At 57.9% G+C, this 11,197-nt stretch carries 8 protein-coding genes and 1 tRNA gene; 3 read left to right on the top strand and 6 right to left on the bottom strand.

Annotation, left to right across the window (positions count from 1 at the left end):
• Window positions 1-9: 9 nt before the first annotated feature.
• Window positions 10-237, bottom strand: a complete 228-nt coding sequence (locus KHO49_RS13625; RefSeq protein WP_213665129.1) for a hypothetical protein — start codon at window positions 235-237, stop codon at window positions 10-12.
• A gap of 107 nt (window positions 238-344) precedes the next feature.
• Here KHO49_RS13625 and KHO49_RS13620 point away from each other — a divergent pair, with 107 nt between their 5' ends.
• The 3 genes from KHO49_RS13620 to KHO49_RS13610 are packed head-to-tail and all read left to right on the top strand — an operon-like array spanning window position 345 to window position 2,518.
• Window positions 345-584 (top strand): helix-turn-helix domain-containing protein, encoded by a 240-nt coding sequence (locus KHO49_RS13620; RefSeq protein ID WP_213665128.1) that lies wholly within the window; start codon window positions 345-347, stop codon window positions 582-584.
• A gap of 4 nt (window positions 585-588) precedes the next feature.
• Window positions 589-1,629, top strand: a complete 1,041-nt coding sequence (locus tag KHO49_RS13615; protein ID WP_213665127.1) for a phage integrase — start codon at window positions 589-591, stop codon at window positions 1,627-1,629.
• Window positions 1,630-1,642: 13 nt separating this feature from the next.
• On the top strand, window positions 1,643-2,518 hold the full coding sequence (locus KHO49_RS13610; protein WP_213665126.1) for an SH3 domain-containing protein: 876 nt from the start codon (window positions 1,643-1,645) through the stop codon (window positions 2,516-2,518).
• Between the two features lie 100 nt (window positions 2,519-2,618).
• On the opposite strand, the gene KHO49_RS13605 is transcribed toward KHO49_RS13610, so the two are convergent.
• The 5 genes from KHO49_RS13605 to rpsU all read right to left on the bottom strand — a co-directional run bounded on the left by KHO49_RS13605 (window position 2,619) and on the right by rpsU (window position 11,149).
• Window positions 2,619-2,695: transfer RNA gene (locus tag KHO49_RS13605), tRNA-Ile, on the bottom strand.
• A gap of 15 nt (window positions 2,696-2,710) precedes the next feature.
• On the bottom strand, window positions 2,711-6,454 hold the full coding sequence (locus KHO49_RS13600) for a bifunctional diguanylate cyclase/phosphodiesterase (protein ID WP_213665125.1): 3,744 nt from the start codon (window positions 6,452-6,454) through the stop codon (window positions 2,711-2,713).
• A 110-nt stretch (window positions 6,455-6,564) separates the two neighbouring features.
• Window positions 6,565-8,412 (bottom strand): RNA polymerase sigma factor RpoD, encoded by a 1,848-nt coding sequence (gene rpoD / locus KHO49_RS13595; RefSeq protein WP_102861933.1) that lies wholly within the window; start codon window positions 8,410-8,412, stop codon window positions 6,565-6,567.
• 67 nt (window positions 8,413-8,479) lie between these two features.
• Window positions 8,480-10,453 (bottom strand): DNA primase, encoded by a 1,974-nt coding sequence (gene dnaG / locus KHO49_RS13590; protein ID WP_110594482.1) that lies wholly within the window; start codon window positions 10,451-10,453, stop codon window positions 8,480-8,482.
• 480 nt (window positions 10,454-10,933) lie between these two features.
• On the bottom strand, window positions 10,934-11,149 hold the full coding sequence (rpsU, locus tag KHO49_RS13585) for a 30S ribosomal protein S21 (protein ID WP_002551877.1): 216 nt from the start codon (window positions 11,147-11,149) through the stop codon (window positions 10,934-10,936).
• Between the last annotated feature and the right edge of the window lie 48 nt (window positions 11,150-11,197).

Genomic DNA, 11,197 nt, shown 5'->3' with positions numbered 1-11,197 from the left:
CACCGCCCCTTAGCGCTGGGAGCTGACAGATACGCTCAACACGCGCTCCGCCTGCTTAGCGGCTTCCATGGTCATGTGGACCATGTTTAGCAGTACTGCTCCCTTCGATCCCTCTTTCTTCGGGCGAATGATGTATTTGCCTGCTTTGATTTCATTTTCAACGGCGCTCGTCGATTGTCCGGAACGCCGAGTGAACTCCGAAATGGTCATGTATGGCGTGTCGATGACGACCTGCATTCTGATAACCTCGATTACTGATATTTGTGGATATATGGGCCATAAGTACCCATACGGAACCAATATAAGTACCCATACGGAACCGTGTCAAGAGAAGGAATCAGGCGATGGAGTTGGCGGAGAAATTGAAGGCGATCCGGCTAAAGGAAGGCCTGACGCAGGCGGAGCTGTGCGAGGCAACGGGAATTAGCCTGAGCAGCTACAAAAAATACGAGCTTGCATTGAGAATTGAAGTGAGTTCGGTGGCGTTGCTGAAGATCACACGACATCAACGATTTAAAAAATATGTGCTTTGGCTGATGGCAGACGAAACTGCGCCCGCATGTGGCCAGGTGAGCGCTGTATAACGCCATGTCTATCAAGAAGCAGGAGGATGGGCAGTGGCTTGTTGACTGTCGGCCAGAGGGAAGAGCAGGGCCACGTATACGGCGCTTAGTACAGTCGAAGAATGAGGCTTTGCATCTCGAGCGTCGCATTATGGGCGACGGGTCTAAGGGTGAGTTTGAGAAGGCGCCGAAATTGGACGAGCGACGCCTGAGCGAGTTGATCGATCTTTGGTACCGGCTCCATGGCCAGAACCTAAAGACGGGCGAACAGCGCCTGTCTCTGTTGCAGGTGATGGCTCAGCGAATGGGTGATCCTCGGGCGCATAAGTTCACGGCGACTCACTTCGCAAACTACCGTGCCGAACGGGCCGAGGGTAAGCACACTCGGACGAGTCTCGGGCGTGGTAGAAGCAAGACGGATGAGAAGCCCAAGCCTATCAGTGCCAACATGTTGAACCATGAACTGGCCTATCTGCGGGCAGTGTTCAACGAGCTAGAACGCCTGGGCGAATGGAGCGGGGCAAACCCGCTAGCGAAGATCCGCAAGCTGAAATTTGATGAGGCCGAGATGGCCTACCTGGTGGCTGAGCAGATCCCTGGGTTACTGCGCGGCTTGGGTGACGAAACGGCGCATGTCCGACTTATTGCTGAGGTTTGCTTATCGACTGGTGCCCGTTGGGGGGAGGCTGAGTCTTTGAAGCCCCGACAAGTGCGCAATGGTCTGATCCATTACAGCAAGACGAAATCTAGTAAGAACCGAACTGTGCCGATCTCCGGTGACCTGGAACAGCGCTTATCCGCTGCTTTGCCGTTCAAACCGAGCTATTCGAAGTTTGGGGAGGTGGTAAAGGAGATCGGGCTGGAGCTTCCAGATGGACAGCTTACTCACGTTCTACGTCATACCTTCGCAAGCCATTACATGATGAACGGTGGCGACATTCTGACGTTGCAGCGAGTTCTTGGGCACGCAACTTTGACCATGACCCAAAAGTATGCTCACTTCAGTCCGGGTCATTTAGCTGATGTAGTTAATTTAAATCCGCTATCTAGGGTTAACAACACTTAATAGGAATACATATATGGCGCAGGCGAATGATTCAGGAGGGACGGTTTTAGATCAGCGCAAGGCAATGTGGGAAGACGGTGAGCTTCAACGTCAGCTCATTCGTCAGTTGATAGCGCCCGATGTTGTCAAAAAATTAAACTCTGTTTTTCAAGTGTTAGATTTGACGTTCAAAGCAGTACTTAAGCCTGAAGTTGTTGCAGGGTTTCAGACAGTTCTCCGGAATATAGAAACGGTAGCGGGATCGCCTCAGTTCCAAAAGATTCTTGGAGAGTTTGGCAGAACGACCGAAGGTGTTTTGCGCTCTCCTCTTTTGGAATATTTGGTTTCTGGACGCGGCCCTGATCTCGGAGAGTTGATAGATGGGGGCGGTGTTGCGACTGTCTCTATTAGTTTGTCTGGTGATGCTAGAGTTGTCACCGAAGCGGAGTTAGATCTTGAGCAGCAGATAGTTGGGCGTTTGGAAAGTGGTGAAACAGTTGACTCATTTTCGAAAGCTCAGAAATTTCACTTTCATGCTGTTATTAATGTTCTAAAAATGATTGTTCTTTATCTGGCTGCCATGAATGGAGTCCGAGAAGATCTTTGTTCTATACAGCCTAAACTGCTTCCTACCATGACATCTAACCAAGTTGCGAGAGCCGTTAGGGCTGCTGTTTGCGATGTGCCTGTGGAGTTCTTGAGCGGTTATCGTTCTGTAAAGGGGGAGGGGGTGCGGCTGCGGACAGAGCCGAATATGAAGTCTCCGTTGGTTAACGTGAACCTTGCAGACAGGGCCCTACTTGAGGTGCTGGATAGCAGTAACAGAGATTGGCTGTATGTATCCGTAGTCGGCGATGAGGGGGTGGAGGGTTGGATCTCCAGGAAGTACACCCATCCGATCATGCGTTAACTCGGTCAGTGTGGACAGAATGTGGACGTAGAACGAATTGGAGAGGCGCTTTCTTAAGGCTCCAGAAAGACGAAAGCCGCGCAATGCGCGGCTTTCAAGTTGGTGGGCCCACACGGACTTGAACCGTGGACCAAAGGATTATGAGTCCTCTGCTCTAACCAACTGAGCTATAGGCCCTCAGTAGGCGGCGGATTATAACGATGGTTTCTCGGCTGTGCTATCCGAAAAGTCGGAAACCCGGATCTGCAGGAAGGTTGCGCAGAACTCATCGGCTTCCAGGGGCAGGCTGACGATGTAGCCCTGGATCTGCTCGCAGCCTTCGAGAGTGAGGAAGGTCTGCTGGGCCTGGTTTTCAACACCTTCGGCAATGACCGTGAATTGCATGCTGCGGCCCAGGGCGATGATGGCGCGGACTATCGCCACATCGTGGGGGTCGTCCGGCAAGCCGCGGACGAATGATTGGTCGATCTTGAGAAAGTCCAGAGGCAGGCGCTTGAGATAGCTCAAGGACGAGTAGCCGGTGCCGAAGTCGTCGATGGCCAGTTGCATTCCCAGACGTTTGAGCTGATGCAGTACCTCCAGGGCTTCTTCAGCCTGGCTCATGATGAAGTTCTCGGTGATTTCCAACTGCAGCAACCCAGGCGGCAGGTCATAGTCGCGCAGCAGTTGTTCGATGCGGCCCAGCAGGTTGGGTTGGCGCAACTGGGCACCTGCCAGATTCACTGACAGTGGCCCGAAATTCTCATAGCGCTGACTCCAGGTATGGAGTTGCTGGCAGGCCCGTTCCAGAACCCAGTCCCCGATCAGCAGGATCATGCCGTTCTCTTCCGCCAATGGAATGAAATGCTCGGGGGGGACGTCGCCGAAGTTGGGGTGGTGCCAGCGAATCAGCGCTTCGGCCCCCACCAGTTCGTGGCTGCTGAGGCTGATCTTGGGTTGGAAATAAAGAGACAGCTCTCCACGTTCGATGGCCCGCCGCAGTTCGTGCTCCAGGGCAACACGTTCGCTGGCCTGGGCGGTCAGGTCGCGGGTGTAGCGCTCGACCCGGTTGCGCCCCTTGGCCTTGGAGCGATACATGGCGGCGTCGGCGTTCTTGATCAGCGTGGCAACGTCGCAACCATCCTTGGGGTACAGGCTGGTGCCGATGCTGGCGCTGATGAAGAACTCGTGCTCGCCGGCCTGGAAGGGGGCGGTGAAGCAGTTCAGCAGCTTGGTGGCGATATGGTCGGCGTCGCTGGCCTGGTGCAGGCCCGGAAGCAAGATGATGAATTCGTCCCCACCCAGGCGGGCGACTGTGTCGATGTCTCGCAACTGCTCCTTCAGACGTACCGCGATGCCTTTGAGCAGCAGGTCGCCCACCGGGTGCCCAAGGCTGTCGTTGATGTGCTTGAAGCGATCCAGGTCGAGAAACAGCACGGCGCCCTGGCTGCCGTTTTCCTCTTGGCTGTTGAGCGCGGTCAGTAAGCGGCTTTCGAACAAGGTGCGGTTCGGCAGTCCGGTGAGGGGATCGTGGTGGGCCTGGTAGTCGAGGCGTGCCTGGGCATGCTTGAGGCTGGAGATGTCGGCGAACACCGCAACGAAATGGGTGATCTGCCGATCCTTGTTGCGCACTGCGTTGATCGTCAGCCAGTTGGGGTAGAGCTCGCCGTTCTTGCGACGGTTGGAGATCTCGCCCTGCCAGTGGCCTTCCAGGGTCAGTTGGTGCCACATCGCCGCATAGAAGGCGCTGTCATGCAGGCCGGACGCCAACAGGCGCGGTGTGTGTCCCAGGGTTTCACTTTCGCTGTAACCGGTGATCTCGCTGAAGGCACGATTGACGGCGCTGATGCGCTGCTGGGTATCGGTGATCATTACGCCTTCGGCGGTGCTCTCAAACACCGTGGCGGCCTGCTGCAGTTTTTCCTGCATCAACTGGCGGTCGGTGATATCCCGGGCAATGGTCAGCATGCAGTCGTCGTCGCCAATGGGCAGCGGTCGGCTCGACAGTTCACAGAGACGGATCTGGCCATCGTTGCGTCGGATATGGCAGCTGAAGTCACGGACAAAACCGTCCCGCTGCAGCAGGTCGAGCAGCTGCTTGCGCTCGTTGAGGTTGACCCAGATTCCCAGGTCCAGAGTCGAACGATCCAGGGACATGGCACTGTTGAAGCCGGTGATGCGGCTAAAGCCCTCGTTGACCTCGATCAGCAGTCCATCCCGTTGCCGGGTCAGCAACAGCCCATCTGGCGAAGCGTGGAAGGCTTTGGCGAACTTCTCCTCTGAGATCTGCAACTGTTGCTGGGTTTCCTTGAGCTGGCTGATGTCGCGCACTACCACCACCAGCGCCGGGGTGGTGTCGAGGTCGAAGGGTTCGGCGGAGATCAGGCCGGTGAAGACTTGGCCATTGTGGCGGCGGAAGGGCATTTCCAGGTTGCGGATGCTACCGGCCTGCAAGCGCTGCAAGAGGCTCGGGCCGACCCCCGGGATGCCCCAGATATTGAGTTCGGTGGCGGTCTGGCCAATTACGGTTTCGGCGCTCAGGCCGATCTGCTCCTCGAAGGCCTTGTTGACCTCCAGCAGGCAGCCGTCGGACAGGCGCGCGATGACCAGGATGTCCGGGCACTGCTGGAACACCGAGGCGAACTTCTGCTCGGAAAGGCGCAGGGCCTCTTCAGTGTGCTTGGTCTCGCTGATGTCGATCATCAGGCCGCGCATCACCGGCTCATGGCCGTGTTCGATCAGGCTGACGATATCGCGCACCCAGAGGCATCGGCCGTCGGCGGTGATCACTCGATAGTCGAGGCTGTGGTCGCGTCCGGCCTGTACTTCGTGGTCGCAGAAGGCCTGGGCGCGAGTCAGGTCGGCGGGGTGGATGATGTTGCGCCAGAACCCCGGGATCAGCCAGTGGGATAGGGGATAGCCCAGCAGGGCTTCGGCATGGGGGGAGACATAGCTGTAAGTGAAGTCGCTGACACGCGCTTCCCAGGCGATGGCCGAGAGGCTCTCCACCAGGCTGCGGTAATGGTATTCACTGCGGCGCAACTCTTGTTCCAGAGCCACCCTGCGGGAGATCTCCGAGCTCAGGCGACGGTTGATGCGGATCACCACCGCCAGCACTGTGACCAACAGCAGGAGGCCGGGCAGGCCGTACATCAGGACATCCGACCAGAACGTCCGATGGTCGAGGACGCTGCCGACCCAATGTTGTTGAATCGCGCTGATTTCCTCGGCACTGAGGTCCGCCAGGACCTTGTCGAGTATGCCCGCCAGGATCTTGCTGTCCCGTGGGACGCCCATGGCCAACTGGTAGCGATAAGGGGTTTCGCCGCTGACGTACAGGCCCTCGAGCTTGAGCTGGCGCAGGCTCCAGACACTGGAGGCCAGATCGCCCACTACGGCGTCCACCTCGTCGGTGGCCAGGGCCTGCAGGGCCGAGCTGATATTGGGCAGGGCCACCAGGTTCAGGTCCGGGTGTTGGGTGCGCAGCAACTCGTGGGGGGCGTAGTTCTCCACCACCGCGACCTTGATGCCGTAGAGATCCTTGAGGTTGCGCGGTTGTGCGCCACCTGCATGGGCCAGGATAACAATGGGGAAGTCGAGATAGGGGCGGGTGAAGGCCATGTAACTCTGGCGTTCCGGGGTCGACATGATGCCGGGCAGCAGGTCCAGCTTGCCTTGCTTGGCATCTTCGAGCACGGCGGTCCAACTGGCCGGTTCGACGGGCGTCAGGGTGATTGACAGGCGTTCCTGGATCAGCTGGATGTAGTCCGCTGCCAGGCCCTGGTAGCGGCCCTCTTCATCCCGATACTCAAAGGGCGGCCAGGAGGCATCTATACCCAGGCGCAGTTGCGGGTGGGCCTTGAGCCAGCCACGTTCTTCATCGGTGAGAGTCAGCGCGCCAGCCGTTGCGGTCCAGGTAAGTAGCGCCAGCAGAAGCATGGCCGACAGTCTGGGCATAACCGTCTCGTTATGGCACGGGGAATGTTTCGAGTGTAGACGGGCTATGGGGGTGGGGGAGGGAGGATCTGCAAAAAGCAAAACCCCCAGCTGGGCTGGGGGTTTTGGGCTTACTCGTCGAGGAAGGAGCGCAGATGCTCGCTTCGCGTCGGGTGGCGCAGCTTGCGCAGCGCCTTGGCTTCGATCTGACGAATCCGTTCACGGGTCACGTCGAACTGTTTACCAACCTCCTCAAGGGTGTGGTCGGTATTCATGTCGATGCCGAAGCGCATGCGCAGGACCTTGGCTTCACGGGCAGTGAGGCCGGAGAGTACTTCGCGAGTCGCTTCTTTCAGGCTCTCAACGGTGGCGACATCGATTGGCGACTGCATGGTCGAGTCTTCGATGAAGTCGCCCAGATGGGAGTCTTCGTCATCACCGATCGGGGTTTCCATGGAGATCGGCTCTTTAGCGATCTTCAATACCTTGCGGATCTTGTCCTCAGGCATTTCCATGCGTTCGCCCAGCTCTTCCGGGGTCGGTTCACGACCCATTTCCTGCAGCATCTGCCGGGAAATGCGGTTGAGCTTGTTGATCGTCTCGATCATGTGCACCGGAATACGAATGGTGCGGGCCTGGTCGGCAATCGAGCGAGTGATCGCCTGACGGATCCACCAGGTGGCATAGGTCGAGAACTTGTAGCCGCGACGGTATTCGAACTTGTCTACCGCTTTCATCAAGCCGATGTTGCCTTCCTGGATCAGGTCGAGGAACTGCAGGCCACGGTTGGTGTACTTCTTGGCGATGGAGATCACCAGACGCAAGTTGGCTTCAACCATCTCTTTCTTCGCGCGGCGGGCCTTGGCCTCACCGATCGACATGCGACGGTTGATGTCCTTGATCTCGGCAATCTTCAAGCCGGTTTCAACTTCAAGCGCGGTCAGCTTCTGCTGGCAACGGATGATATCCGGCTGCAGACGGGCAATGGCTTCGGCGTACTTGCTCTTGCCTTTGGCCAGGGCGTCGGTCCAGCTTTCATCCACTTCGTTGCCCGGGAACTGGCGCAGGAAGTCGGCCCGCGGCATGCGGGCATCACGCACGCAGAGTTGCATGATGGCGCGTTCTTGCTGACGCAGACGATCCAGGGCGCTGCGTACACGTTCAACCAGGCCTTCGAATTGCTTCGGAACCAGCTTGATCGGCATGAACAGTTCGGCCAGGGCCAACATCTCGGCGATGGCTTGCTTGTTCTCGCGGCCGTGCTTCTTCAGCGCCTTGCGGGTGATCTCCATCTGATCGGCGACGGCGCCAAAGCGCTGTGCAGCGACGACCGGATCCGGACCGCTTTCGGCTTCTTCTTCGTCTTCGGTTGCTTCAGCTTCTTCGTCATCGCTGTCGTCATCCGCTTTCGCGGTTTTGGTGTCGACAGGAGGCGGTACTTCGGCGGCAGGCGGCGTAATACCGTCATCCGGGTCGATGTACCCGCTGAGAACGTCAGACAGGCGGCCACCTTCGGTGGTGACGCGAGTGTATTCGGAGAGGATGTGATCAACCGTGCCAGGGAAGTGCGCGATTGCGCCCATCACTTCACGGATGCCCTCTTCGATACGTTTGGCGATTTCGATTTCGCCTTCACGTGTGAGCAGCTCTACCGTACCCATTTCGCGCATGTACATGCGCACTGGGTCGGTAGTGCGACCAATGTCGGTTTCCACAGCCGCCAACGCTGCGGCGGCTTCTTCAGCTGCTGCTTCGTCGGTGTCGGCTTCGGCCAACAAAAGGGCATCCGCATCCGGAGCACTCTCGAATACGTTGATCCCCATGTCGTTGATCATGCGGATGATGTCTTCCACCTGTTCCGGATCTGAAATATCCTCCGGCAGGTGGTCGTTGACCTCCGCGTAAGTCAGGTAACCCTGCTCACGTCCACGGCTGATCAACTCTTTGAGGCGAGACTGCTGTTGCGCTTTTCCGGACATAACACCCTATCCACTGAAGGTCTTGGCGGGCAAAAAACAAGCCGAGGATTATACCCGAGCTATGACCTCACGCGCCAGTTGAGGTCGGGTTTGATGCGGGAACATTGCGTTTTAGAAGCTCAACCAGCTGTATTTTCTCTTCGCTGCTGAGCTCGCTTTGGCGCGATTTCCTGAGAAGTTGTTCTAAAACACGCTCGCGTTGGCGAGCGGACAAGCTATTAATGGTGTCGAAAAACTGTTGTTCAAGGTTATCTCCGTCGATCAACCACTCTTTTTCTGCCAGTGCGGTAAGCAGGTGCCCCTGTTGAGTGCCGTGCCAGCGCGCCATCAGCTGATGAATAGAGCGTAGCTTAGGATTTTTCTGTACGGCTTCGATCAGGGCCACCAGCAACTGAGTGTTGGTGTTGTCGTCATCGGCAAAATGTCCGGCATCTTCAACTTTTTCTGCCAGTTGCGGGTGATGCAGCAGGGTGCGCAAGGCTGCAAGCGTAGGAGGCTCCACCGCCGCCGGGATGCGAGGGCCGCGAGGCTGGTCGCGATCGCCCTGGCGCTTGCCTTTGCCGTTCTTGTCCCAGGGCTTGTTTTCCCATTTCTTGCCACCGCCGCTTTTCTTCGGCGTCCACTCTTGTTGAGGGGCGTACGCTTCCTGATGGGGCTCGTGGTAGTCGGCATAATCCGGCATGGCGTCGTAGTCGATGCCAGCGTCATAGATTGGGGGGGCTTCCGCTGGGGCACTGTGGGCTAGTTGATTCACCGTTTCATTGGTCAGGCCGGTGATTTCGGTCAGGCGCTGGCGCATCAGGGTGCGCAGGTTGGCCCCTGGGATTTTCTCGATCAGTGGTGCTGCCAGGGTCGCCAGATGAGCCTTGCCTTCCAGTGAGCGTGGGTCGGCCTCGTCGATCAGTTGCTGAAAGAAATAGTCCGCCAACGGCTGGGCGTGCTGGTTGATGCGGGCGCGGAAGGCGTCTGTGCCTTCGGAGCGGACCAGGGTATCCGGGTCTTCCCCTTCCGGCAGGAACAGGAAGCGCGCGCGGCGCCCGTCCTGCAGGCAGGGCAGGGTGGCCTCGAGGGCGCGCCAGGCAGCTTTGCGTCCGGCTTGGTCGCCGTCAAAGCAGAACAATACGTTGGGCACAATGCGGAACAGGCGCTTGAGGTGTTCCTCGCTGGTGGCGGTGCCCAGAGTCGCGACGGCATTGCGCAGGCCTTGCTGGGCCAGGGCGATCACGTCCATATAGCCTTCGACGACGATGATCTCGTCGAGGTTGCGGTTGTTCTTGCGAGCTTCGAACAGACCGTAAAGCTCTTGGCCCTTGTGGAATACCGGGGTTTCCGGAGAGTTCAGGTATTTGGGTTTGTCGTCCCCCAGAACCCGGCCGCCGAAGGCAATGATCCGGCCGCGGGTATCGCGGATCGGGAACATCACGCGATCGCGAAAGCGGTCATAGCGTTTGCCGGTCTCGGCGTTCTCAATCAGCAGCCCGGCATCGATCATGGCCTTCTGCTGCAGAGTGTCGCTGCTCAGGTGCTTGAACAGGTTGTCCCAGCCGGGCGGCGCAAAACCCAGGCCGAAGTCCCGGGCAATTTCGCCGGTGAGGCCGCGCCCCTTGAGGTAGTCGACTGCTGCCTTGCGTGCCGGGTGGCTTTTCAGTGCCTGGCGATAGTAGTCGGCAGCGGCGCTGAGCAGCGGGTACAGCGGTGAGTCTGTGGGTTGTCGGGGTTTGCGCTGGCCACGATTGCTTTCCTCGCGGGGGATCTCCATGCCGGCAGCTTTCGCCAGTTCCTCGACGGCCTGGGGAAAGTCCAGATTGTCGTGGTCCATGATGAAGCCGAGGGCATTGCCGCCTGCGCCGCAACCGAAGCAGTAATAGAACTGCTTGTCGGGGCTGACGCTGAAGGAGGGGGTCTTTTCCTTGTGGAATGGGCAACAGGCTGTGTAGTTCTTGCCGGCTTTCTTGATCTGCAGGCGCGAGCTGACTACATCGACGATGTCGGTGCGGTTCAGAAGGTCGTCAATAAAGCTCTGGGGAATAAGCCCGGCCATTGCGTTCTCGTCATCACTGCGGGGAAAAATAGCCCTGGCGACGCTGTCGAAAGATCAGGTGAGGCGGGGCCTGAAGGGGGCGCTGCTCGACCTGGTTTTCGGCTTGATCGCAGTCGGGAAGTGTATCTGCCGAACGTCCACTGACGTTAATTGCAATCAGTATTCGACTATTTGAGGCAGTGCGCTGAGTCCGACAGTGGCCATTGGAGGGCCTCGGATAGCTCATCAAGCAGGCGCTGGAGAAGGGCGCCTTGGGCTGATCGTCTGCAGGAATCAGTAAGGGTGTGCTCGTCAGTAGCCTTGGAAGGCTCGTCAGAAAAGACGTGCACCGCTGGCAAGAAGCCAGGTCTGACGTGGTGAAGCAGATTCGTCTGGGTCGCATGGGCGGCTTTGACGGTGAAGCATCAAGCGTATTCCGCAAATGCCATTAGCCCGGCTGAGGGCCGGGCTTGGCAGAAGCTTGCAGCGAACGTCTGTGTATTAGTACAGACGTACGGCGCGGCGCTGTTCGCGCTGAACTTTCTTGGCGTGACGCTTAACAGCAGCAGCTGCTTTGCGCTTACGCTCGGAAGTCGGCTTCTCGTAAAATTCGCGGCTACGAACTTCAGCCAGAACACCGGCTTTTTCGCAGGAGCGCTTGAAACGACGCAGAGCTACGTCGAAGGGTTCGTTCTCTTTAACTTTGACGGCTGGCATCCAGAGCTACCTTCATTCATTACCGGGGTCAACGTTCTCGTCGCAAAA

This window comes from Pseudomonas sp. RC4D1, assembly GCF_018390395.1.
GTDB lineage: Bacteria > Pseudomonadota > Gammaproteobacteria > Pseudomonadales > Pseudomonadaceae > Aquipseudomonas > Aquipseudomonas danubii.
This window is presented reverse-complemented; position numbering and strand designations above follow the sequence as displayed.

Excerpts from the sequence above, each read along its gene's own strand:
- KHO49_RS13625 (WP_213665129.1), bottom strand. The coding sequence starts at position 237 with ATGCAGGTCGTCATCGACACGCCATACATGACCATTTCGGAGTTCACT.
- KHO49_RS13610 (WP_213665126.1), top strand. The coding sequence starts at position 1,643 with ATGGCGCAGGCGAATGATTCAGGAGGGACGGTTTTAGATCAGCGCAAG.
- dnaG (WP_110594482.1), bottom strand. The coding sequence starts at position 10,453 with ATGGCCGGGCTTATTCCCCAGAGCTTTATTGACGACCTTCTGAACCGC.
- rpsU (WP_002551877.1), bottom strand. The coding sequence starts at position 11,149 with ATGCCAGCCGTCAAAGTTAAAGAGAACGAACCCTTCGACGTAGCTCTG.
- rpoD (WP_102861933.1), bottom strand. The coding sequence starts at position 8,412 with ATGTCCGGAAAAGCGCAACAGCAGTCTCGCCTCAAAGAGTTGATCAGC.
- KHO49_RS13615 (WP_213665127.1), top strand. The coding sequence starts at position 589 with ATGTCTATCAAGAAGCAGGAGGATGGGCAGTGGCTTGTTGACTGTCGG.
- KHO49_RS13620 (WP_213665128.1), top strand. The coding sequence starts at position 345 with ATGGAGTTGGCGGAGAAATTGAAGGCGATCCGGCTAAAGGAAGGCCTG.
- KHO49_RS13600 (WP_213665125.1), bottom strand. The coding sequence starts at position 6,454 with ATGCCCAGACTGTCGGCCATGCTTCTGCTGGCGCTACTTACCTGGACC.